At 66.1% G+C, this 26,360-nt stretch carries 21 protein-coding genes and 1 pseudogene; 6 read left to right on the plus strand and 16 right to left on the minus strand.

Features of this window, described 5'->3' with window-relative positions; translation table 11 throughout:
- Positions 1-15: 15 nt before the first annotated feature.
- Both egtD and egtB read right to left on the minus strand, forming a co-directional pair.
- The gene (egtD, locus tag J7367_RS07710; protein ID WP_057659349.1) at positions 16-1,002 is read right to left on the minus strand and encodes an L-histidine N(alpha)-methyltransferase; all 987 of its coding nucleotides are present in this window, start codon (positions 1,000-1,002) and stop codon (positions 16-18) included.
- Entirely contained in the window at positions 999-2,288 is a 1,290-nt protein-coding gene (egtB, locus tag J7367_RS07715; RefSeq protein WP_057659351.1) for an ergothioneine biosynthesis protein EgtB, read from the minus strand. The genes egtD and egtB overlap by 4 nt, the downstream gene beginning before the upstream one ends.
- Before the next feature lie 65 nt (positions 2,289-2,353).
- Here egtB and J7367_RS07720 point away from each other — a divergent pair, with 65 nt between their 5' ends.
- Positions 2,354-3,535 carry an aminotransferase class V-fold PLP-dependent enzyme gene (locus J7367_RS07720; protein WP_057659353.1) on the plus strand — a complete coding sequence of 394 codons (1,182 nt, stop codon included), beginning with the start codon at positions 2,354-2,356 and terminating at the stop codon, positions 3,533-3,535.
- Between the two features lie 261 nt (positions 3,536-3,796).
- On the opposite strand, the gene J7367_RS07725 is transcribed toward J7367_RS07720, so the two are convergent.
- The 4 genes from J7367_RS07725 to J7367_RS07740 are packed head-to-tail and all read right to left on the minus strand — an operon-like array spanning position 3,797 to position 7,669.
- The gene (locus J7367_RS07725) at positions 3,797-5,269 is read right to left on the minus strand and encodes a glycine betaine ABC transporter substrate-binding protein (RefSeq protein WP_022557827.1); all 1,473 of its coding nucleotides are present in this window, start codon (positions 5,267-5,269) and stop codon (positions 3,797-3,799) included.
- Positions 5,266-6,003 carry an ATP-binding cassette domain-containing protein gene (locus J7367_RS07730; RefSeq protein ID WP_057659354.1) on the minus strand — a complete coding sequence of 246 codons (738 nt, stop codon included), beginning with the start codon at positions 6,001-6,003 and terminating at the stop codon, positions 5,266-5,268. Before J7367_RS07730 ends, J7367_RS07725 begins: the two co-directional genes overlap by 4 nt.
- A gap of 48 nt (positions 6,004-6,051) precedes the next feature.
- The gene (locus J7367_RS07735) at positions 6,052-6,399 is read right to left on the minus strand and encodes an EF-hand domain-containing protein (RefSeq protein ID WP_033481377.1); all 348 of its coding nucleotides are present in this window, start codon (positions 6,397-6,399) and stop codon (positions 6,052-6,054) included.
- 37 nt (positions 6,400-6,436) lie between these two features.
- Positions 6,437-7,669, minus strand: a complete 1,233-nt coding sequence (locus J7367_RS07740; RefSeq protein WP_172955762.1) for a fatty acid desaturase — start codon at positions 7,667-7,669, stop codon at positions 6,437-6,439.
- 119 nt (positions 7,670-7,788) lie between these two features.
- On the opposite strand from J7367_RS07740, the gene J7367_RS07745 reads away from it, so the two are divergent.
- The 3 genes from J7367_RS07745 to J7367_RS07755 all read left to right on the plus strand — a co-directional run bounded on the left by J7367_RS07745 (position 7,789) and on the right by J7367_RS07755 (position 11,302).
- Positions 7,789-8,634 (plus strand): ATP-binding cassette domain-containing protein, encoded by an 846-nt coding sequence (locus tag J7367_RS07745; RefSeq protein ID WP_007974777.1) that lies wholly within the window; start codon positions 7,789-7,791, stop codon positions 8,632-8,634.
- Positions 8,635-8,830: 196 nt separating this feature from the next.
- Entirely contained in the window at positions 8,831-9,838 is a 1,008-nt protein-coding gene (locus J7367_RS07750) for a TIGR00266 family protein (protein ID WP_057659357.1), read from the plus strand.
- Positions 9,839-10,264: 426 nt separating this feature from the next.
- A complete protein-coding gene (locus J7367_RS07755) occupies positions 10,265-11,302 on the plus strand; it encodes a patatin-like phospholipase family protein (protein WP_057659358.1) in 1,038 nt (345 codons plus the stop codon).
- Between the two features lie 406 nt (positions 11,303-11,708).
- Here J7367_RS07755 and J7367_RS07760 read toward each other — a convergent pair whose 3' ends face one another.
- Positions 11,709-13,907: a TonB-dependent siderophore receptor gene (locus J7367_RS07760; RefSeq protein ID WP_057659360.1), complete on the minus strand. Its 2,199-nt coding sequence runs from the start codon at positions 13,905-13,907 to the stop codon at positions 11,709-11,711.
- A gap of 291 nt (positions 13,908-14,198) precedes the next feature.
- Positions 14,199-14,681 (minus strand): Lrp/AsnC family transcriptional regulator, encoded by a 483-nt coding sequence (locus tag J7367_RS07765; protein ID WP_033481374.1) that lies wholly within the window; start codon positions 14,679-14,681, stop codon positions 14,199-14,201.
- A 127-nt stretch (positions 14,682-14,808) separates the two neighbouring features.
- On the opposite strand from J7367_RS07765, the gene phhA reads away from it, so the two are divergent.
- The gene (phhA, locus tag J7367_RS07770) at positions 14,809-15,699 is read left to right on the plus strand and encodes a phenylalanine 4-monooxygenase (protein ID WP_007968125.1); all 891 of its coding nucleotides are present in this window, start codon (positions 14,809-14,811) and stop codon (positions 15,697-15,699) included.
- Positions 15,700-15,839: 140 nt separating this feature from the next.
- Entirely contained in the window at positions 15,840-16,484 is a 645-nt protein-coding gene (locus tag J7367_RS07775; protein ID WP_007968126.1) for a DUF4375 domain-containing protein, read from the plus strand.
- 216 nt (positions 16,485-16,700) lie between these two features.
- On the opposite strand, the gene J7367_RS07780 is transcribed toward J7367_RS07775, so the two are convergent.
- The 8 genes and pseudogenes from J7367_RS07780 to J7367_RS07815 form a co-directional block, all read right to left on the minus strand.
- A complete protein-coding gene (locus J7367_RS07780) occupies positions 16,701-17,813 on the minus strand; it encodes a GDSL-type esterase/lipase family protein (RefSeq protein WP_057659362.1) in 1,113 nt (370 codons plus the stop codon).
- Between the two features lie 548 nt (positions 17,814-18,361).
- A complete protein-coding gene (locus tag J7367_RS07785) occupies positions 18,362-19,018 on the minus strand; it encodes an RpiB/LacA/LacB family sugar-phosphate isomerase (RefSeq protein WP_003490465.1) in 657 nt (218 codons plus the stop codon).
- 163 nt (positions 19,019-19,181) lie between these two features.
- Positions 19,182-19,886: a 2-dehydro-3-deoxy-D-gluconate 5-dehydrogenase KduD gene (kduD, locus tag J7367_RS07790; protein ID WP_209028915.1), complete on the minus strand. Its 705-nt coding sequence runs from the start codon at positions 19,884-19,886 to the stop codon at positions 19,182-19,184.
- 188 nt (positions 19,887-20,074) lie between these two features.
- Positions 20,075-20,929: a 5-dehydro-4-deoxy-D-glucuronate isomerase gene (gene kduI / locus J7367_RS07795; RefSeq protein WP_007968129.1), complete on the minus strand. Its 855-nt coding sequence runs from the start codon at positions 20,927-20,929 to the stop codon at positions 20,075-20,077.
- Between the two features lie 637 nt (positions 20,930-21,566).
- Entirely contained in the window at positions 21,567-22,625 is a 1,059-nt protein-coding gene (locus J7367_RS07800; RefSeq protein WP_007968130.1) for a LacI family DNA-binding transcriptional regulator, read from the minus strand.
- 145 nt (positions 22,626-22,770) lie between these two features.
- A pseudogene (locus J7367_RS07805) lies at positions 22,771-24,355 on the minus strand (family 43 glycosylhydrolase).
- A gap of 195 nt (positions 24,356-24,550) precedes the next feature.
- Positions 24,551-25,834, minus strand: coding sequence for a TRAP transporter large permease (locus J7367_RS07810; protein WP_005912129.1), 1,284 nt, complete (start codon positions 25,832-25,834; stop codon positions 24,551-24,553).
- Positions 25,834-26,355, minus strand: a complete 522-nt coding sequence (locus J7367_RS07815) for a TRAP transporter small permease (protein ID WP_007968133.1) — start codon at positions 26,353-26,355, stop codon at positions 25,834-25,836. Before J7367_RS07815 ends, J7367_RS07810 begins: the two co-directional genes overlap by 1 nt.
- Positions 26,356-26,360 lie beyond the last annotated feature (5 nt).

Raw genomic sequence — 26,360 nt, forward strand, 5'->3', positions numbered from 1 at the left:
GCCTGCCCCGCGCGATCACAGTGGGCGCAGCAGGCGCAGGCCGAACCAATCCTTGGCATCGTTCCAGCCGTGGGTGACCTTGAGCCCGGCTGCGGCAGCCAGTTCGGCAAAGCGCGCGTCGGTGTACTTGCAGCTGTATTCGACCTGCATCGCTTCGCCTTCGGCAAACGCGACGTCCTTGCCGCCGACCCGCACGCGCTGCGCGCGCTGGCTGATCAGGAAGGTTTCGATGCGGCCGCGCTCACGGACATACACCGCGTGGTGACGAAAGCCGTCCAGATCGAAATCGCTCCCGATCTCGCGATTGAGCCGCGCCAACAGGTTCAGAGTGAACTCGGCGGTAACGCCGGCTGCGTCGTTGTAGGCCGCTTCGATCAGTCCGGCGTCCTTGTCCAGATCGAGACCGATCAGGGCGCAACCGTCGCTGCCCATGGTCTGGCGCATCGCATCCAGCAGTTCGATCGCGGCCGCATCGGCGAAATTGCCGAGCGTCGAGCCGGGAAAGAACACCACGTGCCGTCGCGCCGGGCGCTGCGCATCGGGCAGGCGCAGCGGCTTGGTGAAGTCGGTGCACACCGGCAGCATCTGGACCTGCGGGAATTGCTGAGACAGCCGCGCGGTGCTTTCCAGCAACGCAGTACGCGAGATTTCCAGCGGCGTGTAGGCCACCACATCGCGCAGGCCCTGCAGCAGCAATTCGGTCTTGCGCCCGCTGCCGCTGCCGTATTCGACCACGTGTACGCCAGCGCCGATCGCCTGTGCGATCGAGCCCATGCTGGCTTCCAGCAAACTCAGTTCGGTACTGGTGAGGTAGTACTCCGGCTGCTGCGTAATGGCTTCGAAAAGTTGCGAGCCGCGCGCATCGTAGAAATATTTCGACGGCAGCGTCTTGGGCGTTTGCGACAACCCCGCCAGTGCATCGGCGGTGATGTCATCCGGCTGCGGGCGCAGGTCGGTCAGCGCGGCGTGCGCGCGTTGCATGGCATGGGCGGCGACGTTCAAGGCAGATCCTTGGCAAGGCGCACGCCGGCAAATTGCCAACGCGCATCGGAGGGGAAAAAGTTGCGGTAACTGGCACGCAGATGGCTGGCCGGGCTGGCACAGCTGCCACCACGCAAGACCCATTGTGCATTCATGAATTTACCGTTGTATTCGCCCAGCGATCCGGGCCACGGCATAAAGCCTGGATACGGCAGGTACGCGCTGCCGGTCCACTCCCAGACATCGCCGAACAGCTGCTGCATACCGGTGTCCACTGCTTCGGCGCCTCGCGGATGCAACGCATCGGTGTCGACGAAATTGCCCTGTACCGGCACGCCGGTCGCAGCCTGCTCCCACTCGGCTTCGGTGGGAAGGCGCGCGCCAGCCCAGCGTGCGAACGCATCGGCTTCGAACAGGCTCAGGTGGCAGACCGGCGCATGTGGATCGCGCGTGTGCCAACCGTCCAGCGTGAACTCGCGGCCCTCTTCATCCCAGTACAGCGGCTGTTGCCAGCCTTGTGCCCGCACCATTGCCCAGCCATCGCTGAGCCAGGCACCAGCACTGCGGTAGCCGCCGGCATCGATGAATTGCTGGAACTCGGCGTTGGTGACCACACGGCTGGCCAGCGCATGCGCACCGACCAGCACGCGATGGCGTGGCGATTCGTTGTCGTAGGCGAAGCTGTCGGCCTGTGGCCAGGCGGCGGCGCCGATCTGGACGATCTGCTCATCGCGCGCATGCCAGCGCAGCGGGCTGGCGACGGCCGCAGGCGGCGTGGGCCGGTCACGGTAGGCCGGCTGCAATGGGTTGCTCCACAGCGCATGCTTGATATCGGTCAGCAGCAACTCCTGGTGTTGCTGCTCGTGCTGGATACCGAGCTGCACGATGGTGCAAGCCTGCGCATCCAGCAGGCCGTCGCGCAAGCGCTGCTGCATCTGCATATCGACCGCAGCACGGTAGTCGCGCACCTGCTGCAACGAAGGGCGCGACAACACGCCGCGGCGCGCCCGCGCATGCATCGGCCCCACGCTCTGATAGTAGCTGTTGAACAGAAAATCCCAGGCCGGGTCGAACACGCGGTACGCCGGATCGGCCTGCAGCACGAAGCGTTCGAAGAACCAGGTGGTGTGCGCCAGATGCCATTTGCTCGGGCTCGCATCCGGCATGCTCTGCACCATCGCGTCTTCGGCGCTCAAGGGTGCCGCGAGATGATCGCTCAGCGCGCGGGTCTGCGCGTAGCGTTCCAGCAGCGTCAACTGCTGTTGCTGGAGGTGGCCCAGCAGAGGAGAGGGTGCAGACATCGCCATATGCTTGGGTAGCGCCCGTGAACGTGCTGTGTCGGCAACGTGGCAGCCAGCGGTAAGCTGTGGGCATGTCATCGCCGTTTCTGTCCAGTACGCTTGCTGCGCCCCTCGATTGGGCCCAGCGTCAGCAGGCATTTGCGCTGCCTTCCGGGGTCATCTATCTGGATGCGGCGTCGCGTGGGCCATTGTTGCGCGTCATGCAGACGGTGGCGCACCAGGCGGTCGACGCAATGGCCGCACCATGGCGGTTGCCGTTCGATGCGTGGTTGCAGCAGATCGAAGCATTGCGCGGGCTTGCGGCCGCGCTATTGGACGGCGATGCCGATGCGGTGGCCATGGTGCCGTCGGCCGCGCACGGCCTGGCCACGGCCGCACGCAATCTGCCCGTGCAACCCGGCCACGCAGTGCTGGTGCTGGAAGGGCAATTCCCTTCCAATCTGTTGATCTGGCAGCGCCGCTGCGCAGAGGCCGGCGCGCGGCTTGTAGCGGTGTCCACGGCCGCTGGCGGCAGCTTGACCGATGCAGTGCTGCAGGCCATTGCCGAGACGCCTGCGCTCCGGATTGCGAGCTTGCCGCATGCGTACTGGCTGGACGGGCGAATGCTGGACCTGGACCGCATCAGTGCCGCCGTGCATGCACGCGGGGCTGCCCTGGTGCTGGACCTGAGCCAGAGCCTGGGGGTGTTGCCCCCCGATCTGGCCCGCTGGCGACCCGATTTCGTGGTCAGCGTCGGGCACAAATGGTTGCTCGGGCCGATGGGATTGGCGTGGCTGTGGGTGGCACCGCAGTGGCGCACAGACGGGCTGCCGATCGAAGAACACTGGATCGGCCGCGATGCGGGCAGCAGTTGGGAATTTCCGGCGGCCAGCGCGCCGCGGTATCGCGGCGGTGCACGGCGATTCGATGCGGGCGGGGTTGTCGATCCGCTGCGGATCGCAATGGCCACGGCGGCATTGCAGCAGATCGATGCGTGGCAGCCGGCGCGTATCGCAGCCGCGTTGGGCGAGTTGACCGCGCAGTGGGACGCCGCCCTGCAGGCGCGCGGCTTGGGCAGCTGGTGCACGCCTGGACATGCGCCGCATCTCACCGCACTGCAGCCGCCGGCAGCAGCGTTGGACGCGGTGGCAACGGCGCTCAGCGCCAGTGGTGTGATCTGCACGCGTCGGCATGGACGTCTGCGCATCGCACCGCATTTGAGCGTCGCCGACCACGCGTTGTCACAGGTCGTTGCAGCGCTGCCCGATAGGTGAGGCGGCGCACGCCGGCATCCAAGGCCCGGCATCTGCAGCGATGCAGGCCTGCGCGTGGTCAGTAGCACCGGTAAGGCCTCATCGCAGGCCAGTGCGCTCTACGCATGACAATTGGCGCAAGGATCAGCGGCAGCAAAGCGGCGGCGCGCGGTCTTCAGCGATTGAACTGACGCAGTCGGTGTCGGGGCAGGTTTGCCGACGACAGGACACTCCCGGTCACGCCGCAATGCAAAAGCCGCTGCTGCCGAGGCGGGCCGCATGTCACTGCCGCTGGCTGATCCGCAACCCGCGCGGCGTTGCCCAGCGCTCCACTCCTTCGAACAGTGCCTGCACCAGCAGCGCAAGCACGGCGGCGGGAATGGCGCCCTCCAGAATCAGACCGAGATCGTCCAGGCGGATACCGGTGAGGATCGGTTGGCCGTAGCCGCCTGCACCGATCAGCGCACCCAGCGTGGCGGTGCCGACATTGATCACCGCCGCGGTCTGGATGCCGGCCACGATCGTGCGGCGTGCCAGCGGCAGTTCCACACGCCACAGGCGTGTCCACGCGGGCAATCCGATGGCATGCGCAGTCTGGCGCAGTTCGCGTGGGATCGAGCTCAGCCCTGCGTGGGTGTTGCGCACGATCGGCAGCAGGCTATACAGAAACAACGCGGCAATCGCCGGCTTGGCGCCGATGCCGAACAACGGAATCATGAAGACGAACACGGCCAGCGACGGCAGCGTCTGCAGCACGCCGGTCAACGACAGCACCACCTGTCCCAGGCGCGGACGCCGCGCCGCCAGCACGCCCAGCGGCAATGCAAGCAGCAACGCAAACCCCAGCGAAATACCAACCAGCGCCAGATGCTCGCGCGTATGCTGCAGCAGGCGCGTCAAACGCGAGTCCGTTTCAGAGGCCGGCGTGACGCCCAACCAGTGCGCGGCAACCGCCGCTTCGGACTGCCGCTCCAGTTTGACCTGTGCATTGAGCCGCTGCATGGTCGTCTCGTCGATGCGTCCTTGCAGCCCCCGCAATGCCTGCAGCATCACCGGCGAGCGTTGCGCCAGATCCTTGCGATATACAAAAATCGCCTGGTAATCCGGGAAATAGCGGCGGTCGTCGCGCAGCACCTGCAACTGGTAGTACGGAATCTCCGCATCGGTGCTGTACAGATCGGTGACCTCGATCGCCCCGCTCTGCAGCGCGCGATAGGCCAGGTCGTGATCCAGCCCGGTTGCAGCCTGCGGCAATGCGTACGCCGCGCGCACGCCGGGCCAGCCATCGGCCCGCTGCATGAACTCGTTGCTCAGACCGATCTTGAGGGTGGGATGTCGTGCAAGATCCGACAACGAGACGATGCCCAATGCCTGCGCACGTTCGCGCTTCATCCCGAAGGCATAGGTGTTCTGGAAACCCAGCGAATCGGTCATCGCCAGCCCGCGTGCATCCAGTGCGGCGCGCAGCTCGGCCTGGCTGGCGTTGGGCAATTGCAGCAGCTCCTGCGCCAGCGTACCGGTGTATTCGGCATACGCGTCGATCTGCCCGGTCTCCAGCGCGCGCCACAGGATGCGCGTGCCACCGAGTTGTGCACGGTGCTGCACGTCTACACCATCGCGCTTGCCGGCAGCGGTGGCGATTTCGCCCAGGATTACCGCTTCGGTAAAGTTCTTCGAACCAATGGTGACCTGCGCGGCCTGCGCGCCGACACCGCAGATCAGCAACACCACGGCGATGAACGCACGCGCCATCATGCGGCGTCGCCGATGCTGCGCTGGGCGGTGAGAAAGCGCTGCACGAAGGCATCGGCCGGCTGCTCCAGCAGATCGCGCGCACGGCCTTGCTGCACGATGCGGCCGGCACGCATCAGCACCAGGTTGTCGGCCAGATAGGCGGCTTCGGCCACATCGTGGGTGACCAGCACCACGGTCTTGCCCAACTGGGCGAACAGTTCGCGCATCTGCGCCTGCAGGTCGTAGCGCACGATGGGATCGAGCGCGCCGAGCGGTTCGTCCAGCAACAAGGCCGGCGGGTCGAGCATCAGTGCACGAATCAGGCCGACGCGCTGGCGCTGGCCGCCGGAGAGTTCGGCCGGGTAGCGCGTCAGCAACTCCGTCGGCAACTGGCACAGAGCGCACAAGGCATCCAGACGCGCATCGATGCGCTCCCGCGTCCAGCCCAGCGTCTGTGCCAGCAAGGTCACGTTGCTGCGCGCATCCAGATGCGGAAACAAGCCGCCCTCCTGGATGACATAACCGATGCGTTGCCGTTGCGCCTGCAGGTTGGCGCGCTGCAACGGCGTGCCATCGAAGGCGACCGTGCCGCTGTCCGGCCACTCCAGCCCGACCAGCATGCGCAGCACGGTGGATTTGCCGGCGCCGCTGGGGCCGATCAATGCGGTCGTGATGCCGCTGGCGAACGTCAGCGAGACAGCATCGAGCGCGATGGCCTGGCCGTAGCGGCGGCTGACCTTGTCGAGAGTGAACATGCGGCCGAGCTTGCCGAACGCAGCGTCAGACGCGCGCGAAGGCGCGCATCAGCGCGGCGGCGCGAGCAATTCGCGTGCGCTCAGGTAGCCGTCGCCATCGGCATCCTGCCGGGCGAAGCGCGCGATCAGGGTGGCGCGATGCGCCGCGCGCGTGATCGGCTTTCCGCGGCGGCCCGGCAGTTCATCGCCTTGCAGCACGCCATCGTGGTCGGTATCGCGTTGGTCGAAGGCGTAGCTCATCCAGGCCAGATATTCGTCCAGGCTCACCCGCCCATCGCCATCGGCATCCATGCGCTGCAGATATTGCTGGCTGTCCTGGACCTGGGCCTGCGCAGCGACCGCCGGCAGAGCGGCCAACCCCACGATCACTAAGGTTCGCACGATCACACCACGCACCCGGTGCACACGCACCACAGCGCGCCTGGCGCCCGCTTTACGCACCACTCAGCGCATACCCCTTGAGCCGCGCCGCATAGGCCTGCAAGGCCGCGTTGCCGCTGGCCTCGGCCTCATGGCACCACTGCTGCAATTGCCGGAGCCGTTCGGACGCATCGTGGCTGCGCGCTTCCAGCACCGCGGTCAGCCGCGCACGATACTCCACCAGCGTGCGCATGCGCGGACGCTGCGCCACCCATGCCTGCAACTGCGCACGCGCGTCCGGCTTGAGCCAGCGCCCGTCGTCGACCAGACCCTTGCGCAGGCGACGCGGCAGCAACTCGCGCAGTTTGGCGCCGGTGGCGGCTGCCTCTTCGCGCAATGCCGGCTTGAGCACATTGCGCTGGTAGTCGGTCATGGCCTGGAACCGGTGCGAGAGCAGCGCCTTGAGCGTGTCGGCATCGGGCACGGCGATATTGGGGCGGATATCCAGCGACGGTGCCACCCGCAATACCTTGGCAAGGCCCAACGCCTGCAACCCGCGAATCGCGACCCAACCGATATCCAGTTCCCACCGCCGCATCGAAAACCGTGCAGAGCTCGGGAAGGCATGATGGTTGTTATGCAATTCTTCGCCACCGATCCACAGCGCCCACGGCGTGAGGTTGGTGGAGGTGTCGGCCGACTCGAAATTGCGATAGCCCCACCAGTGGCCCAGGCCATTGACCACACCGGCAGCCCAGAACGGAATCCACGCCATCTGGATCGCCCACAACGCAATCCCCGGCAATCCGAACAACACGGAATTGATGACCAGCAACGCAACCGGGCCGGCATTGGCATGCGGCGTGTACAGATGCCGCTCGATCCAGTCGCTAGGCGCTCCCTTGCCGTACTGCTCGATATCGGCGCGCTGCGTCCGGGCCTCGCGGTACAACTCCACGCCGCGCCAGAACACCTGCGCGATGCCCCTGGTCTGCGGACTGTGGGGGTCTTCTTCGGTCTCGACCTTGGCGTGATGCTTGCGATGGATCGCCACCCATTCGCGGGTGATCATCGAGGTGGTCAACCAGGTCCAGAAGCGAAAGAAATGCGCGATGACCGGATGGAAATCCACACCGCGATGCGCCTGGCTGCGATGCAGGTACAAGGTCACCGCAAAGATGGTGAGCTGGGTGAAGACCAGCAGCACCGCCAGCATGCCCCACACGCCCAGCCCTGCCACGCCGGAGGTCAGAACGTCGATGATCGGATCGGACAACATCGGCATCTCCACAGCAGCGCTCTCCATTTGATGCAGACATGATGGGGGCGATCGCGGCAAACTTCACCCTTCGGATGCGTAGGGTTGCACCTACATTTCTAAAGCGGTTCAGACCCCCTTCCCCACTTCCGTCTGCTGTCACCCGTATGACTGTTGCCACCGAAAATGCTGCCGATTCCACCGCTGTTGCCAACGCCGCCCCACTGATCGAACTCGACCAGGCCAGTGTGATGCGCGGCCAGGTCCGGGTACTGCATGCGCTGAGCCTGCGCATCGCGCTGGGGCAGCACACCGCGATCCTGGGCCCCAACGGCTGCGGCAAATCGTCCTTCATCAAATTGATCACGCGCGAGCTGTACCCGCTGGCGCGCGCCGACGGCCAGCCCGCAGTGAAGGTGCTGGGACACACGCGCTGGCAGGTGGATCGCCTGCGCTCGCAATTGGGCATCGTCACCGGCGATCTGAGCGTCAATCTGGCCGACATGCCTGGACTGGATGTGGAAAGCGCGGTGCTATCCGGATTCTTCGCCAGCTACGTGGTCCCGCCGCATCGCGAGATCAGCGACGACATGCGTGCGCGTGCGCGCGAAGCGCTGGCGCTGGCGCGCGCATTGCCGCTGGTGGACCGGCAATTTGCCGAGTTGTCGGCCGGCGAAACCCGACGGGTGCTGATTGCGCGTGCGCTGGTCAATCGCCCGCAGGCGCTACTGCTGGACGAGCCGTCCACCGGGTTGGATCTGGTGGCGCGCCAGCACCTGCTGGAGACGATGCGGCACCTCGCCCGGCAAGGCATCACCCTGGTGCTGGTGACCCATCACATCGAAGAAATCGTGCCGGAGATCGAACGGGTGATCCTGCTGCGCGCCGGCAAGGTGGTGGCCGACGGCACGCGCGAGGCGCTACTCACCGATGCCAGCCTGTCGGCCGTGTTCGACGGCCCGGTGCGGGTGCAGCGCGATGGCGAGCGCTGTTGGGCGACGGTGGGCGAGTAACCGCCACCCCACCCGCAGCCCGTGCAGGCCGTGTCCGTGCACGCGCTGCCGACGATGCTCGACATCGCGATGGCGAAGCGCTCCGGACGGCCGCAACCGCGTCACAACCACGCGCTGCAGACATGACCTTGGACACGGGACGCCGCCGCGGCGGTTGCGCTTAGACTCGCCGCACACACAGACAGGAGTCGTCCCGATGGCCCAGTGGTATTTCCATAATCCCGGACAGGCCGACCGTCTCGGCCCGCTCGACGATGCCAGCGCACGCGCGCATGCGCAGCGTCATCCCGATGCGCTGGCCTGGCGCGACGGGCTCGATGGCTGGACGCCGGCCCGTCAGCTGGCCGAACTGCAGGGCGGCGTTAGCGCACCGCCGCCGTTGAGCGGCATGAGCGGACGCGCGGATGAGATCGACTACCGCATCGTCGGCAACGACATGCAGTTTGTCGAAGTCGAGCTGGACCCAGGCGAAAGCGCCATCGCCGAGGCCGGTGCGCTGATGTACAAGGACGCGGCGGTGCAGATGGACACCGTGTTCGGCGACGGCTCGCATGCCGGTCAAAGTGGCGGCGGGCTGATGGGCAAGCTGCTGTCGGCCGGCAAACGCGTGGTCACCGGCGAAAGCATATTCACCACCGTGTTCACCCACGCCGGCAGCGGCAAGGCCAAGGTCGCCTTCGCCGCGCCCTACCCGGGCACGGTGCTGGCGCTGCGTCTGTCCGAGCATGGCGGCCAGTTGATCTGCCAGAAAGACAGCTTCTTGGCCGGCGCGCGCGGGGTGTCGCTGGGCATCGCGTTCCAGCGCAAGATCCTCACCGGCCTGTTCGGCGGCGAGGGCTTCATCATGCAGAAACTCGAAGGCGACGGCTGGGTGTTCGTGCATGCCGGCGGCACGGTCGTCGAGCACGAGCTGGGGCCGGGCGAGCGCATCGATGTGGACACCGGCTGCGTGGTCGCCTATCACGCCGGCGTGGACATGGACGTGCGCCGCGTCGCCGGCCTGAAGAGCATGTTCTTCGGCGGCGAGGGCGTGTTCCTGGCCACCCTCACCGGCCCGGGCAAGGTCTGGCTGCAATCGCTGCCGTTCTCGCGCATGGCCGGCCGCATGCTGCAGGCCGCCCCGCAAGCCGGTGGCCAACAACGCGGCGAGGGCTCGGTGCTGGGCGGCCTGGGCCGTTTGCTGGATGGCGATAACCGGTTCTGAGTGGTGACGCGGCAGGCGGGTGTGCAGGCCGCCTTCGCCCACCGGGAGAAAGCGGCGCGTAGCGCCGGATGAGGGGACGGGCGAAGCCTGCTGCGGTCTCATTCTCAGGTGACTTCGCTCGGTACCCTTACCCCCGCTCCGCGCCCCGGCCCGCGCTTGCGGCGTGAGCGCTCCAAGGCTTGCGCGCCATGGTGCGCAAGCAGTGCCTTCTCGACCCGCGGGGAGAGAGCGATGGTTCTGTGCTGCATGCAGGTGGCTGCGGTCATCGCACGAATAAACCGGCTCGCCCTTCTCCCGCCGGGACAAGGCAGTGCAACGCCTGCAAACGATGCTGTCCTGAATGAGCTCCACTCACGCCACTACCACCGCAGCAGCAGTGGCAGGGCGCGTGTATTCTCCCTCGCCTTTCCCATCGACGTTTTCGCCATGATCGCGCTCCGCTGCCCCCGCTCGCTCGCCCTGTTGTCCATGCTCGGTCTGCTCAGCGCCTGCGGGGGCGAGCCGCGCCCGGCGACACCGGCGCCGGTGGTGCAGGCACCTTCGGCCGAAGCCCCCAAGCCCATCAAGATCGGCGTCGCGCTCGGTGGCGGTGCGGCCAAGGGCTTTGCGCATATCGGGGTGATCAAGATGCTCGAGGCCAACGGCTTCGCACCGGTGGTGGTCTCCGGTACCAGCGCCGGCAGCGTGGTGGGCGCGCTGTATGCCAGCGGCATGGATGCGTTCCAAATGCAGGAAAAGGCCGTTGCGCTCGACCAGACCAGCATCCGCGATGTGCGGCTGTTTTCCGGTGGCCTGGTGCAAGGCCAGAAACTGCAGGACTACGTCAACGAACAGCTGGGCGGCAAACCGATCGAAAAACTGCGCAAGCCGTTCGCGGCAGTCGCCACGCGTCTGGAAGATGGCGAACGCACCGTGTTCGTGCGCGGCAATGCCGGCCAAGCATTGCGCGCGTCCAGCAGCATTCCCGGCGTGTTCGAGCCGGTGACCATCGGTAAGTACCACTTCGTCGATGGCGGCGTGGTCAGCCCGGTGCCGGTGGATGCGGCACGCCAGCTGGGTGCCGAATTCGTGGTGGCCGTGGATATTTCCAGCAAGGCCAGCGGCCAGAACCCGGGGGACCTGCTGGGCACGGTGAACCAGTCGATCTCGATCATGGGCCAGCGCCTGGGCGAGGCCGAACTCAAACGTGCCGACGTGGTCGTTCGCCCCAAGGTCAACGATATCGGCTCGGCCGATTTCAACCAGCGTGGTGCGGCGATCCTCGAAGGCGAGCGCGCCGCAATGGCGGTGATGCCGCAGATTCGCGCCAAGATTGCGCAACTGCAGGCCGCGCGCAGCAGCGCGACACGCACCGCCGCCGATCAGGCCAAAGCGGCCAGGCAACAGGCGTATGAGCGCTGCCTGGAACAACGCTCGCGTTGGGAAAAATTGCGCGGCAAGGACGAGGCCTGCGTAGCACCGTGATGCGGCTGCGGTGCGAGGCGATGCGCAGTTGATGCGGGTGCCGCGCGAGGTCATGCGGAGCTGAGCGGGCGTGGGCGCCCGTTGCCAGACGCGCGCATTCAAACCAGACGCGTAGGGCGACTGCGTTGTTGATGCCTTGTGTTGAAGCACTGAGGGTGGCCGGACAAGGTCGCGGCCTGGCCCGCTCCTACGATGGCATGGCGGTTCTTTCGGGTGCGCTGAGACGTGTCGGGATGGGGTCGCGGCCGGGGCCGCTGCTACCGGGACGGGGGTCTTTGGGTGTCTCGGCGACGTCGGCACGGCCAGCACCGCTCTTGTAGGAGCGGCCCTGGCCGCGAGGCCTTACCGGTAGCAACGCCTGGACCTGATGGGCAACGTCTCAAGCCCGAACTTCATCGGCAATGCCTCAATACCGCCAACGTAGCGACACGCTGACAAAGCGCGGTTCGCCGTAGTTCTGATAATCCAGATTCGCCCAGTAGGTCTTGTCGAATGCGTTACGGACCGCCAGCGTGGCGGTCCATTGGTCGCTGATGCGGTAGTTGGCGTTGAAATGCACCAGCGCGTACGGGTTCTGCACCACGGTGACCGGCGTGGTAGCGCCAGTGCCGTCGCCGGTGGGGCGTGCGATATTGAAGCCGCGCACCGCGCTCTGCCAGCTCACGCCGCCGCCGATGCTCAACCGGTCCCACGTCCCCGGCAGGCGCCACTGGGTGGAGAGCTGCAGATAATCTTCGGGCAGGTTGGCGTAGATCGCATCGGTGGGCGCGCGCGTCACCTTGACGTGGGTATAGCCGGCGTTGACGGTCCAACCGGGTCGCACTTCGCCATTGACGTCCACTTCCCAGCCACGGCTCTTGGTGCCGTCCACGCCGATGTAGGCCGAACTGCCATCGGGCAGCGAAGCTTCCGGCTGGGTCATGTCGCGCACCGCATAGTTGTCCTGCTTGGCTTCGAACACGGCGGCGGTGGCCATCGCATGGCCATCGAACAACTGCGCCTTGATGCCGGCTTCCAGGTTGGACCCTTCCACCGGTGCGAGCAGGTTGTTGTCCTTGTCGCGGTAGTTCTGCGGGTTGAAGATTTCGGTGTAGCTGGCGTAGACCGACACATCCGGCACGATGTCGTACACCAGGCCGACGTATGGGGTGACTTCGTCGCTGACTTCATAACGGCCGCTGGTGCCGGTGTAGCTGCCGCTGGCATCGAACGCCTGGGTGCGGGTCTCCCAGGAGCTCAGCCGCGCGCCCGCAATCAACGACAGCGGGTCGGCCAGGCGGAAGCGCGTGGATGCATACACGCCGCGCTGGGTGGTGCGTGCCTGGCGACGCGCGCCGGTACGCGCATAGGTCACCTCGGACGCGTCGCCGTTCCAGCTGCGGATGTTGGGAATGAAATAGCAACGTTCGGCGCCGCAGGTGGCCCAGTCGGCGGGATAGGTCTGCGCCACGGTATAGGTGGTCGATTGCAGGTCCTGCCAGCTGCCGCCGATCACCACATCGTGCTGGCGGCCGAACAAGGCGAATCCGCCGGACAGATACACGTCCACGCTATCGCGCGTGTCCTGCGTTTCGCTAGCGTTGGCGCGCAAAAACACGCCGCTGCCATCGGCGGCCGGGTAACCGGTGCCGTAGACGCGCAGGCTCTGCACGGCGCCCTTGGTGTGGGCGGTGTTGACGCGCAGCAACCAGTCCTGCCCGAAGCGTTGTTCCAGGTTGGCGAACGCAGTGCTGGTTTCGCGTTGCCAGCGCGTCCATTCCGGCGCCATGTTGGTCGAGCGCGACAGGTTGGCGAAGGAGCCGTCGGCCGCGAAGAACGGCACCGTGCCCCAGGTCGAACCGACCGGGGTGTTGTCCTGGCACTGGTAGCCGACGGTCAGCGTGCTGCTCTCGGTCAGGTCGCCTTCCAGCACCGCCATGCCCGACATCTTGTTGTCGTGGTAGCGGTCGTAGTAGTAATCGCGATCCTGCCAGGCGGCCACCACGCGGCTGCGAAAGCGTCCGTCTTCGGTCAGCGGCGCATTGACGTCGGCCTGCATGCGGCGGAAATCCCAGGTGCCCGCACTCACGCCGAACGAGGCATCGAAATCCTTGCCAGGGCGCTTGCGCAACAGGTTCACCGTGGCCGAAGGAATGCCCGCGCCGGTGAGCAGGCCATTGGCGCCGCGGATCACTTCGATGCGGTCGTAGAAGACCGTGTCGTATTCCTGATTGGTGGCGCCGCTGTAGGTGGGCAGGCCGTCGACCTGGAAGTCGGTGATCTGGAAACCGCGTGCGAAATACAACGGCCGCTGGGTGTCGTAGAACGATACGTTGACGCCGGTGACATGACGCATCACATCGTCGATGCTGAACAGCGATTGCTCTTCCAGGCGCTGCAACCCGATCACGCTCACCGACTGCGGCGTTTCCTGCAGGGTCAGCGGCAGCCGCGTGGTGGTGGCCGGTTGCGCGCGACTCACCGTGCCGTTGACGCTGACCTGGTCGAGCGTCGTGGCATTGGTCGCATCGGCGGCCTCGGCGGCATGCGCGGCGGGGGCCAAGGTCGACAGTGCGCACAGCAGCGCGGCAGACAACAGGCCAAGGGGAGCGATGGCAGCAGACATGGGGCGTTCTCGTCGATCGTTGCGGACGCAGCGCGTCACGCAACAGGGAAAGGCACAGGCACACGCGGGCGTCCACTCGAACCGGCTGGCTGACCCTGCGTGGGCTGGCGATGCGACACGAACGACATGGCCGGACGCGGCCAAGATGTGAGGTAAATGTAAATCGTTATCGTTTATGTGGCAAGCGGCACGTTTCCTGCGTCGCCTGGGAAGCGACGGCACGCCAGTGCGCCTTGCCGGCTGCACCGTGCGAGCGGCGCCCTGCCCTAAGGCATATTGCTGATCTGCACGTCAGGCCAGATGCGACAGCGGCAGACCTTCCGGCGCCTTCACCGTGCGCAGCACGAAGCTGGAATTCACATCTGAGACGCCGGTGGCATTGAGCAGGCGATCGAGCAGAAACCGCGAGAAGTGTTCCAGGTCGCGCACTTGCACCTGCAACAGGTAATCCATGTCGCCGGTCAGCGCCCAACACGCCACCACCTCATCCCAGCCGCGCACGCCCTCGGCGAAATGCTCGATGTCGGCTTGCCCGTGCTGCTCCAGCTGCACACGCACGAACGCCTGCAAGCCCAGCCCCAGCGCGCGCGCATCCAGCCGCGCGCCGTAGCCGGCGATGATGCCGGCGGCCTCCAGGCGCTGCGTGCGGCGCAGGCACGCAGACGCCGACAGATTGACCTGCGCGGCCAGCTCGGCATTGCTGCTGCGCCCCTGGGTCTGCAGTAACGCGAGCAAGCGCAAATCGGTGCGGTCCAGGGCGACAGGCTGATCCATATGTTGCGCAGCAGCAGAACATGACGCACGAATCTTGCGCCAGTCGGCCTGCGCTGCGCAATATTTGCAATCCCGTTGCGCCAACATCCAGCTAAGGTGAAGGCTGATCACCGGGAAGTGCCGCTGCATGACTACCGCCCCGCAACGCGTCGAAAACCAGCTCACCGACAAGGGCTATGTGCCGGTCTACACCACTGCGGTGGTGGAGCAGCCGTGGGACGGCTACAGCGCCGACGATCACGCCACCTGGGGCACCTTGTACCGGCGCCAGCGCGAGCTGCTGGTCGGCCGCGCCTGCGAGGAGTTCCTGCAGGCGCAGGACGCGATGGGCATGGGCCAGACGCACATCCCGCGCTTCGATGCGCTCAATCGCGTGCTGCAGGCAGCTACCGGCTGGACCTTGGTCGGCGTGCAGGGCCTGCTGCCGGAGCTGGATTTCTTCGATCACCTGGCCAACAAGCGCTTCCCGGTGACCTGGTGGATCCGCCGGCCCGATCAAATCGATTACATCGCCGAGCCCGATCTGTTCCATGACCTGTTCGGGCATGTGCCGTTGTTGATGAACCCGCTGTTTGCCGACTTCATGCAGGCCTATGGCCGCGGCGGGGTCAAGGCGCACGGCATCGGCCCGGACGCGCTGCAGAATCTCACGCGGCTGTATTGGTACACGGTGGAATTCGGCCTGATCGACACGCCGCAGGGCCTGCGCATCTACGGTGCCGGCATCGTGTCGTCCAAGGGCGAATCGCTGTATTCGCTGGAATCGCCGGCACCCAACCGCATTGGGTTCGACCTGCAACGCATCATGCGCACGCGCTACCGCATCGACAGCTTTCAGAAGACCTACTTCGTCATCGACAGCTTTGCGCAATTGATGCAGGCCACTGCGCCGGACTTCACCCCGATTTATGCCGAGCTTGCACAACAGCCGCAGGTGCCGGCGGGTGATGTGCTGCCGGGCGATCGGGTGATCCAACGCGGCAGCGGCGAGGGTTGGAGCCGCGACGGCGACGTGTGAGGTCACTGCTGCGCTAACCCGGCGCCGACCGCGGCGCGCCGCAGTGCGGCCCGGTCAAGATGCCGCGATGTGACCTGCACCGACTCGACACCACCGCCAACGCGCACTAAGGTCAAACCTCCTCACATCGCCTTCGCTCAATGGACCTGACGCATCTGCGCATCCGGCGCTTGGAGCTGGACGACACCCGCCTGCTGTTCACCCTGGCCAACGGCATCCGCATCGACGAGCCCATCCAGGCGCACCGGCTCCTGCTCAAGGCATCGCCGCCGCAACGCGCGCAATGGCAGATCACCGAAGACGGCTTCGGGGTGAACTGGCCCGCGGTGGCGCCCCCCACCCCGGAGGGCCTGCTCAACATGCCTGAGTTGCTGTGGCGCCGCCGCGCTGCCCGTGCGCAGGCCAAGCTCACCCAGTTGCGTGGGCGCATGGATGCGCTGTCGCCAGGCGAGCGCGAACTCATCGCGCTGGCGCGGCTGGATGCGGACATGAACGAGAGCGGCTACGCGCGCTATTTCGACCGTTGGGATGCGGCGACCCGCAGCGATGCAGTGCGGGGGCTGGCCGCCATGGGCGCGGTGCAAGCGCGCCAAGCCATCGAGGGCCTGGGCGCGGTATTCGAGCGCCTGGAAGAAGATCCGAATCTGCTCAGCATCGAAGACATTCTCGACGCCATGAACGACACCGACCGCCAGCGCGTGGATGGTTGGGAAGAGGTCTACTACCGCCGCTCGGCCGAACTGGCGCGCCTGGGGCTGACACACTACGGGGTGGATAAGGCCTGACGGTGCTGGAACGCCTGCATCGTTGGATCCGCGCCGCGAAGACCACTGATACGGCGCGTGTGCCGGCAGGATCGGCTGTCTCCTGCCGCCGATTCGCTGCCGCGGCCATTTGCACGTGGAGGCAGGCGACTCGCACGCCGGCCATGCCTGGTGACAGCGCAGCCTGTATGCAAAACGCAGGGCCTCGTTGCAGCTGCGCCGTCTGGGGCGCGAGGGTCACTTGGACGCGGTGTACGCCAGCAACAGCACCAGCGGCTCTTCGCCGGTTTGCTGCAAGGCGTGCGTGCTGCCCGGCCGCGTCAACAACGCATCGCCGGCAGCGACCTGGTATTGCTTGCCGTCCAGCGCGTATAAGCCACGCCCGCTGACGATGTAGTAGATCTCGTCCTTGTCGTGCAGATGCAGGCCGATGCCGGCGCCTTTGTGCAGCACCCGCTTGCGCAACACGAACGTCAGATCCGGCGCGTCTGCGAAAAACGGATAGGCCGTGGTCGGGCCAGCGCCACCGTGCGGGCCAGGCTGGCGACGCGCGAGATCGCGTTCGTGTGCGATCAACGACGGATGTGGTTGTGCAGCACGTTGCGTGGCGGTGTCGGGCGCAGCACCGCAGTCGGCATCGCGCTGCAGCTGCGACTTGAGCGCCGGCTGCAGCTGTACCCAACCCTGCACCACCAGGCAGGCGATGGCGGTCGCGCCGGCGCGGCTGAAGTGGGTGCCGTCGGCCTTGCCCTGTTCGGGCACGAACAGGAAATACGGTTTGGCGGCCTGCTCGCCAAGCGCGCGGATCCAGTCGCTGGAACTGGCGTTGAGATCGATCAGGCCCACGTGTTCCTGCGCGGCAAGTTGCTGCATGGCCAGGGTGTAGCGGCCATGGGTGTCGAGCAGCGCGCCGAAGTCGTAGAGCAGGCGCGCAGCCGGCGTGATCAGGATCGGTGTGGCGCCCTTGTCGCGCGCAGCGGCGATGTAGCGGCGCAGGAACTGCACGTAGTCGGTCGTCGGATCGGTGTAGCGCGTGGGGTCTTCGCGTTTGGCATCGTTGTGGCCGAACTGGATCAGCAACACATCGCCGCGTTGCAATTCTCTTGCGATGGCATCCAGGCGCCCTTCGGCGATGAAACTGCGCGTGCTGCGCCCGCCCTTGGCGTGGTTGTGCACCTGCCACTGCGCCGGGTCGAACCAGTCCTGCAGCAGTTGGCCCCAACCGGCCTGCGGGGCGCGCTCGGCACCGTATTCGGCGGCGGTGGAATCTCCGGCGATGAAGATGCGCTGTGGCGCGGCATGGGCGATGCCGGTGCAGAGCAACAGCATGGCGATGAGCAGTCGATGCATGGGGGCTCCGCTGAGTGAGCGTGCTGTTGCTGGCGTTGTTGCGGTTTGCAATACGGTGCTGACGCGTGGAGCGCATGGGTGGCCTTGGGCGACGCAATTGCGCTTCGCGCGCTCATCGGGCTCGGCAGAGTGACGCGTTGATGCGGTTGGTGAGCGATGCAACGGTGTGGCGGTTCGTCCAATGGTTCGGCGCGTGCGCCTTGCTGCCTGGGTGAGCTGTCGTCCGCCGTACCCTCACCCCACCCCCTGCTCCGCGCCGCGGCCCACGCCTTGCGGCATGGGCGCCCGAAGGCAGGCGCCGCCTTTTCGCCCCGCAGGAGAGGGACTACATGGGTGCGAGCTTGTTGCCTGCGTGAGCGAACCCGCACATCAGCAACAGAGCGTCAAACGTCAACGTCGCCAGATCAAGTAATGCACCTGATGAAACGCCTTTTTCCATCAAGGGCCCGCGGCATCGCGATACATGATGCTCAGACAAGATCTACTGCATCGCGATGCTGGCGTATGCCTGCTCCTAGACAGGATCAGGCATGCGCTTGTGGCTTTACTCAGGCAGCAGCGGCTTCGGTCTTGCCCAGCACGCCGGCGACGAAGTTGCGGATTTCTGCATCCTGCGCGTTGTCGAAGAAGCACTGCTGGAAGCGCTCGCCGCCGATCGCCTGCTTGATCAGCTCCGGGTCGATGGCGCGCAGGCCGTCCAGGTACGACTTGGCGGTGGCCTGCTTGAGCTGGGTCAGGATGCCGGCATTGGCCTGTTGCGATTCGCGACGCTCGGCCGGGTAGCCCATGCCGCGCTCGCCGCTGAAGGCCTTTTCGAAGATGTAACGCACGTTGATTTCCGCACCCCAGCCGTAGCCCTTGGCAAACGCCAGCGACAGCGCATTGCCGTTGTTGACCTGGGCGAACAGGTAGGCGTCGGTCGGCTCGATGCAATAGCCGCAGAACACGCCCGGGTGCGCGTTGAGCGACATCATCGCGCCCTGGCCGGTGCCGCAGCCGGCGACGACGAAGTCCACGGCCTTGGAGTTCAGCAGCAGGCTGGCGACGATGCCCAAGTGGATGTAGGTCAGGCGGTGGTCGTTGTCGCCGTCCATGCCGACGTTGAAGACGCTATGGCCCTGCTCGCCGGCGACGTCGTTGAGTTGCTGCAGGATCACCGGGTTCTTGGCGGCCTGACTAAACTCATTCATGAGTGCGATTTTCATGGGAATGCTCCGATGGGTTGGGGAAGTTGTTTGGAATGTGGTGAATGGGTGCGCTTGGGTGGCGGACTTCATGCGTGTCTGGGTTGTGCACGTGCATGCCGCCCCTCATCCGCCCTTCGGGCACCTTCTCCCGGAGGGAGAAGGCAACCGCGCGCGTTTTTTCTCAGCGTGCCAGCCAGCCGCCGTCGACCGGGATGATCGCGCCGTTGACGTAGTCCGAGGCGCTGCTGGCCAGGAACACCGCGGTGCCGCCCAGGTCGGCCGGCACGCCCCAGCGCGCGGCCGGGATGCGGTCCAGGATGGCCTTGTTGCGGTCTTCGTCGGCACGCAGCTGCGCAGTGTTGTCGGTGGCCATGTAGCCCGGTGCGATGGCATTGGTGGTCACGCCCTTGCTGGCCCATTCGTTGGCGAGCAGGCGGGTGATGCCGGCGATGCCCGACTTGCTGGCGGTGTAGGACGGCACGCGGATACCGCCCTGGAACGACAGCATCGAGGCGATGTTGATGATCTTGCCGCGGCCCTGCGCGATGAAGTGACGGCCTGCGGCCTGCGCCATGAAGAAGGCCGACTTCAGGTTGACGTTGAGCACGTCGTCCCAATCCTGCTCGCTGAAATCCACCGCATCGGTGCGACGGATCAGGCCGGCGTTGTTGACCAGGATATCCAGCCCGCCGAGGCCGGCGATGGTCTCGTCGACGATGCGCTGCACTGGCTCGATGCTGATCAGGTTGGCTTCGATGGCGATGAACCGGCGGCCCAGCGCCTTGACCTTCGCTTCGGTCTCGGTGGGCGCCTGGATGCCGGCGGCAGCGATGTCGGCACCGGTGACCAATGCGACCTTGCCTTCGAGACTGAACGGATTGCTCATTACCTTATCGCTCCTGCTGGATGTGCCGTGGTGTGCTGAGTGAACCGCGTAGTGCGCGGACGATGACGTCATACGAATGGGTGCAGCGCCGAAGGCCCATCTGAATCGCGCCGGCGTGACTGGCACCGGCTTGAACAAAGCGGCGTCATGGCCGCGGCCGCCTGCGTGCAGGCGCGTGGATGCAGGCCTTACTTGAGCTGGCAGATATCCAGCACATGCATGTCGGTGTAATCCAGGTTTTCGCCGCCCATTGCCCAGATGAAGGCGTAATTGGAGGTGCCGGCGCCCATGTGGATGGACCACGGCGGCGACACCACCGCTTCGTTGTTCTGAATCACGATGTGGCGCTGCGCATCGGGTTCGCCCATGAAGTGGTAGACGCGGTCGTTGGCGCCCAGGTCGAAATAGAAATACACCTCGCTGCGGCGGTCGTGCAGATGCGGCGGCATGGTGTTCCAGACACTACCGGGCTTGAGCACGGTCAGGCCGAGCAACAGCTGCGACGACTGGCAGGTGGCCGGCACGATGTACTGGTAAATGGTGCGCTCGTTGCTGGTTTCCAGCGCGCCGCGCTCCAGTGCCACCGCATCCTTGATCGAGAGCTGCTTGGTCTCGAAGCGCGCATGCGCCGGCGTGGAGGCCAGATAGAACTTGGCCGGGTTGGCCGCGTCTTCGGAGGCAAAACTGACATCGGTGCTGCCCATCGCCACGTACAGGCCGTCCTTCGGCCCCAGCGTGTAGGCGGTGCCGTCCACGGTCACCGTGCCGGTGCCTGCGCCGACATTGAGAATGCCCAGCTCGCGACGCTCCAGAAACGGGTGCCCGGCGGCCGACGCCGGCTCGGTCTGTCGGGGCAGTTCCAGCGTCTTGCCCAGCGGCGCGGCGCCACCGAGCACGAAGCGCTCGTAGTGGGTGTACTTGAGCGTCACCGCGTCGTCCACGAACAGCCCGTCGAGCAGATACAGCTCGCGCAGGTCGTCGTTGCTGGCGCCCTTGATGGCGTCGGGATGGGTGGCGTAATGGGTCTTGCAGTACAGGGACATGCGCGATCTCCGGTGCCAAGCGCGGGGGCAGTGGCTTGCACCGGGCCATTCTACCGACTCTGGTTAACCGGTGTCATTGCGCAGTGCACGAAATAGGTGTCGGCGGCGGGGAGGCTTGTCCGTTCTCCCTGGGAGAAGGTTGCGCACAGCACCGGATCAGCGTGCGGGGTTTGAGCGGGTGACCGTTGATGCGTGCCTTCGCCTCGGCTTACTGCTGGGTTTTCCCGGGCGGCTGCCTGCCGCCGTACCCTTACCCCAACCCCTCTCCCGCAGGCGGGAGAGGGGCTTTACAGCAGCATCGCCGGACTGCCTTCCCCCGCCTGCGGGGGAAGGTGCCCGGAGGGCGGATGGGGGCCAGCCGCTGGCCTATCGGAGGCCTGTTCCTTCTTCCGGGGGAGAAGGTGGCGCACAGCACCGGATGAGCGTGCGGGGGTTGAGCGGGTGACCGTTGATGTGTGCCTTCGCCTCGACTTACAGCTGGGTTTTCCCGGACGGCTGCCTGCCGCCGTACCCTCACCCCAACCCCTCTCCCGCAGGCGGGAGAGGGGCTTTACAGCAGCGACCGGCGGACTGCCTTCCCCCGCCTGCGGGGGAAGGTGCCCGGAGGGCGGATGGGGGAGCGCGCGGCGCGCGGCGATCAATCCTCCGGCGGCTGGCAGGAGTCGCGCACGATCAGGTGCGGCCGCACGCTGGCGGTGGGCAGCTGCGGCGCGTTGTCGGGCTGGATCAGCATCGCCGCGGCCGTGCGGCCGGTGTCGCGGGTGTGGCGGCGCACCGAGGTCAGCGGCGGCCACAGGCGCGAGGCCAGCGAGCTGTCGTCGTAGCCGATCACCGAGAGCTGGCGCGGGATGTTGATGCCGGCGCGCAGGGCGACCTTGTAGATACCGGCGGCCATTTCGTCGTTACCGGTGAAGATGGCGGTGGGCCGTTTCTTGCCCAGCAGCAGCTTTTCGGCCGCCGCCACGCCGGATTCGAAGGTGTAACCGGCTTCGACGATGCGCTCGGGCGGCAACTCGATGCCGCGCCGGGTCAGCGCGTCGGCAAATCCGGAGGTGCGCTCGATCGAGGAGCGGTAGGCGCTGGGGCCGGTGACCAGGGCGATGTCGCGGTGGCCCAGCGAGAGCAGGTAATCGGCCGCCTCCGCTGCCCCGTCGCGGTCGTGGGTGATCACCGTCTGCGAGGTGGCATCCAGCGCGATCGAGGCGATGCGGGTGTAGCGGCAGCCGATCTCGGCCAGCATGTCGGCCAGCGCCTGGTCTTCGGAGGCGCGTGGCACCAGGATCACGCCGTGTAGCTTCTGTGCCTGGGCAAAGCGGCGCACGCCTTCGATGTAGCCGGGGCTGCGGCTGTCGCAGGGGTGCACCACCAGCTCGAAGCTGGAGCCGCGCAGTGCGTCCAGCGCGCCGTACTGCATGTCCACGATGTATTGCGCGGTGGGGTTGTCGTAGACCATGCCGATCAGGAACGAGCGCCGGAACGCCAGCCCGCGCGCGAGCGGATCCGGCGCGTAGCCGACCTCGCGCATCAGCGCCTCGACCTTCTCGCGCGTGTCCTGGCGCACCAGTGGCGAATTGTTGATGATCCGCGAGACGGTCTTCTTGGACACGCCCGACATCCGCGCGATGTCGTTGATCGTTGCAACCCGACCCTTCGGCAGGCCAGGCATTCCCTCTTCAGGCATCTTGCGGGCGGGCATAGCGGTCAACCAGTAAAGTTGATTGGATTCTACCGGCCCCGGGGGCGGTAGACCTGAGCGAGGCCTGCCGCTGCACCGGGTCCGCCGTGCCGGGCCTGCCACAACAGGCAGCGCCACGACATGCCCGCCGATGCAGAACGGTCAGTCAGTCAAGGGCGCGGTAGCGGAAGTTGCGGAATTCCACCTGGCCGGGGCCTGCGGCATACAGCGCCGGCTTCAGGGCCAGGAACTTGCCGGCCACGTTGTGGTGGTAACCGGACACTTCCATCTGCACCGGGTACTTGGTCCACGTCCTGCCGTCGGGACTGCTGTGAATGGTGACGATGTGGCGGTTGTTGGTGACCCGCAGCCACAGCGTGCCGCCGGTGGTGCTGGGCGCCAGCGTGCCCGGGCGTTCCTCGCCATAGCGGTGCATGACGAACTGTTGCCCATTGCTGCCGACGCCGGCATAGAGCTTGTCGCTGTAGAACAGCAACGCCCCGCCCTGCCCGCCCGGTGCCACGGTCATCTGCACTTCGAACTGGTAGGCCGGGTCGGTGGCGATCACCGTCAGCGGCGAAGCGTCGCGCGGCGCGCTGCCCTTGCCCTGCAGGCGCAACACGCCATTGCCCACCTGCAGGCGCTTGGCTTCGTCGGCAGCCGGGTTGAAGAAGGCCCACTGCGGGCCCAGCGTGGCGGCACGGAAATCGTCCGACAACGCCATCCCGTGCTGCAGCGCCTGCCCGCTGGGTTTCTTCAGCGGGGTGCCCAGATCGCCGCCCTTGGCGACGAACCAACCGTCCGGGGTCCATTCGATCGGGTCGAGCAAGGCCTGCCGGCCCAGCGTCCAGTAGCCGTGTTCATAGCCGTGGTAGAGCATCCACCAGCGGCCGTCGGTGCCTTCCACCAGGGTGGCGTGGCCACGCGACCACCATGGCTCATCCGCGCTCCTGGTGCGGGTGATCGGGTTGTTGGGCGCGTTCTGCCACGGACCGTGGATCGAACGCGAACGCGCGGTGATCACCATGTGCCCGGTCGGCGGGCCGGCGGTGCCGCCCACCGCGGTCGTCATGTAGTACCAGCCGTTGTGGCGGGTGATCTTGGGGCCTTCCCTGGGCGTAGCCTTCCACGTCCCAGCTTTCCGGATATTTCCAGCCGTCGTAGACGTGCCTGGGCGTGCCGACCACCTGCAAGCCGTCATCGGACAGCTGCACGTAATCGCCGCCGCTCAGGAACAGGTAGCGCTTGCCGTCTTCGCCCACCGCATGGCCGGGGTCGATGTATTTGCCCAGGCCGATATCGATCGGCGCGCTCCATGGGCCCTTGATGTGGTCGGCCCACACCACGAAATTGCTGCGCTCGCCCTGATCGCCATGCCGCGCGGGGAAATAGATGTAGTAGCGCTTGCCGTGCTTGATCAGGTCAGGCGCCCAGATCGCACCGACGTTCTGGGTGATGGCGTGGCCCAGCGGCTGCCAGTTGACCAGATCGCGCGAGTGCCAGATCGGCAGACCCGGGTACGCATCGAACGAGGACAGCGTGAGGTAGTAATCATCGCCATCCTTGAGCACCGACGGATCGGGATGGTCGCCGGCCAGCACCGGATTGAGAAAGCTGCCATCGCCCTGGTCGGCGATGCGCTGGTGTTCGATACCGCGCTTCCAGTCCGCCGCAGCGCTCAGGCCGGCGCACAACAGCAAGCCGCCGGCCATCAGCCAACGCCACCGGGATGAAATGGGACGCACACGCATGCTCTCTCCTAGTCCCGGATGCCGGGCTTTACCACGATGGCGGGCAATGCCACCGGTTAACCAGATGCGGTAGAACCCCGCCACCGGTAACGATGTCTGGCGCGCTTGCATCTGGATGGCAGGCGATCGATACGATGCGAAGAAGCCGTACCGATCGCCCGTCTGCCAGTCATGCCATCACGCAGTTACCCCGGCTCAGGCGCGCAGGGCGCGCGGCAGCCACAGCGACAACTCGGGGAAAAACGCCACGATCAACAGCACGCACAGCGCTGCCAACCAGAACGGCCAGATGGTGCGCATGCTTTGGGCAATGGTGATCTGCCCGATGGAGGTGCCGATGAACAGCACCGAGCCGATCGGCGGCGTGATCAAACCGATACCGCCGGCCAGCACCATCACCAGGCCGAAGTGGATCGGGTCGATGCCATAGGCCTTGACCACCGGCAGGAAAATCGGCGTGCAGATCAGGATCTTCGGCGCCAGGTCCATGAACATGCCCAGCAACAGCAGCATCACCACGATCATCAGCAGCACCGTGTTCTTGCTGTCGGCAATGGCCTGCAGGAACTTCACCGCCGCTGCAGGGACCTGCAGATAGGCCAGCAACCAGCCGAACACCGCAGCGGTGGCGATCACGAACAGGATCACGCCGGTGGTGCGCGCCGCATGCGTCACCGCAGCGAAGAACTCGGCCCAACGCAATTGGCGATACAACAACGCGGTGACGATCAAGGCGTACACCACGGCAATGGCGGCGCTTTCCACTGCGGTGAAGATGCCGGCGCGAATCCCGATGAAGATCAAGCCGACCAGCCCCAGGCCGGGCAGCGCGCCGATCAGGCGCAAGGCCACCGCACGCCAACCGGGAAAGGCTTCGGTGCCGTAGCCGCGATGACGCGCCACTGCATAGCCGGTCACCATCATCGCAGCGGTCATCAACAACGCGGGGAAGATGCCGGCCGCGAACAGATCGGCAATCGACAAGCCGCCACCGGCCGCGGCCGAGAACAGGATCAGGTTATGCGAAGGCGGCACCAGCAAGGCCACCAGCGCAGCGGTCATGCTCACGTTGACCGCGTAATCGCGGTCGTAACCGCGCTTGATCATCTGCGGAATCATGGTGCCGCCGACCGCCGAGACATCGGCAATCGCCGAGCCGGAGACGCCGCCGAAGAACAGCGACGACAGCACGCTGACCTGGCCCAGGCCACCGCGGACACGCCCGACCAACGAGGACGCCAAGGCGATCAAGCGTTCGGAAATGCCACCGCGCAGCATCAACTCGCCGGCGAAGATAAACAGCGGAATCGCAATCAACGACGCCGAGCCGCTGCCGGCGGAAATCTGCTGCACCAGCACCACCGTGGGCAGGTCCAGATACAGCAGCGTGGCCAGCGCCGCCGCGCCCAGGGCGTAGGCCACCGGCACGCCGATCAGCAGCAGCACCACGAAGGTGCCCAACAACATGGCGATGCCCATCAGCGCACTCCTCCGACATGGACCGGGCGCAGCACACGCCACAACTTGAACACGGCAAACAGCACCATCAGCGCACCGCCGATCGACAGCGGCAGGTAGTTGATGCTCTGCGGCATCTGCGCGCCGGCCATCTTGATATCCAGGCCATCGAGCAGCAGCGCCGCGCTCCACCACGCAAGCACCGCGCCAATGGACATGATCATCAGCGGGCGGATCACTTCAAAGAGTTTGCGCACCAGCGGCGGCACGTGTTCGCCCAGCAGGTAAAAGCCGAAGTGGCGGTTGGTATGCACACCGGCCGCCGCGCCCAGGCTCAGTGCGGTGCTCAGCAGCAACAAGGTCACCGGTTCGGTCCAGCTGGGCGAGTCGTTGAGCACGTAGCGGGTGAACACCTGCCAGCCCTGCACGACCACCAGGCCGAGCAGCGCCAATGAGGCCACGCCCACGGCGATATCGGAAACGCGGTCCAGCGCGCGCTGCAACGGCGCGACCGGGACGGCAATAGTCTCGGGTTCGGTCATCGGGT

It is taken from the genome of Xanthomonas sp. D-36-1, assembly GCF_017746155.1.
In the GTDB taxonomy this organism is placed as follows: domain Bacteria; phylum Pseudomonadota; class Gammaproteobacteria; order Xanthomonadales; family Xanthomonadaceae; genus Xanthomonas; species Xanthomonas cissicola.

Bases quoted from the DNA above. Each gene is read 5' to 3' on its own strand.
- J7367_RS07760 (WP_057659360.1), bottom strand. From the start codon at position 13,907: ATGTCTGCTGCCATCGCTCCCCTTGGCCTGTTGTCTGCCGCGCTGCTG.
- J7367_RS07725 (WP_022557827.1), bottom strand. From the start codon at position 5,269: ATGATGGCGCGTGCGTTCATCGCCGTGGTGTTGCTGATCTGCGGTGTC.
- J7367_RS07800 (WP_007968130.1), bottom strand. From the start codon at position 22,625: ATGCCCGCCCGCAAGATGCCTGAAGAGGGAATGCCTGGCCTGCCGAAG.
- J7367_RS07780 (WP_057659362.1), bottom strand. From the start codon at position 17,813: ATGCATCGACTGCTCATCGCCATGCTGTTGCTCTGCACCGGCATCGCC.
- J7367_RS07810 (WP_005912129.1), bottom strand. From the start codon at position 25,834: ATGGGCATCGCCATGTTGTTGGGCACCTTCGTGGTGCTGCTGCTGATC.
- kduD (WP_209028915.1), bottom strand. From the start codon at position 19,886: ATGAGCAATCCGTTCAGTCTCGAAGGCAAGGTCGCATTGGTCACCGGT.
- J7367_RS07740 (WP_172955762.1), bottom strand. From the start codon at position 7,669: ATGGAGAGCGCTGCTGTGGAGATGCCGATGTTGTCCGATCCGATCATC.
- phhA (WP_007968125.1), top strand. From the start codon at position 14,809: ATGACTACCGCCCCGCAACGCGTCGAAAACCAGCTCACCGACAAGGGC.
- J7367_RS07720 (WP_057659353.1), top strand. From the start codon at position 2,354: ATGTCATCGCCGTTTCTGTCCAGTACGCTTGCTGCGCCCCTCGATTGG.
- J7367_RS07755 (WP_057659358.1), top strand. From the start codon at position 10,265: ATGATCGCGCTCCGCTGCCCCCGCTCGCTCGCCCTGTTGTCCATGCTC.
- J7367_RS07785 (WP_003490465.1), bottom strand. From the start codon at position 19,018: ATGAAAATCGCACTCATGAATGAGTTTAGTCAGGCCGCCAAGAACCCG.
- J7367_RS07750 (WP_057659357.1), top strand. From the start codon at position 8,831: ATGGCCCAGTGGTATTTCCATAATCCCGGACAGGCCGACCGTCTCGGC.
- J7367_RS07745 (WP_007974777.1), top strand. From the start codon at position 7,789: ATGACTGTTGCCACCGAAAATGCTGCCGATTCCACCGCTGTTGCCAAC.
- J7367_RS07775 (WP_007968126.1), top strand. From the start codon at position 15,840: ATGGACCTGACGCATCTGCGCATCCGGCGCTTGGAGCTGGACGACACC.
- kduI (WP_007968129.1), bottom strand. From the start codon at position 20,929: ATGTCCCTGTACTGCAAGACCCATTACGCCACCCATCCCGACGCCATC.
- J7367_RS07815 (WP_007968133.1), bottom strand. From the start codon at position 26,355: ATGACCGAACCCGAGACTATTGCCGTCCCGGTCGCGCCGTTGCAGCGC.
- J7367_RS07765 (WP_033481374.1), bottom strand. From the start codon at position 14,681: ATGGATCAGCCTGTCGCCCTGGACCGCACCGATTTGCGCTTGCTCGCG.
- egtB (WP_057659351.1), bottom strand. From the start codon at position 2,288: ATGGCGATGTCTGCACCCTCTCCTCTGCTGGGCCACCTCCAGCAACAG.
- J7367_RS07730 (WP_057659354.1), bottom strand. From the start codon at position 6,003: ATGTTCACTCTCGACAAGGTCAGCCGCCGCTACGGCCAGGCCATCGCG.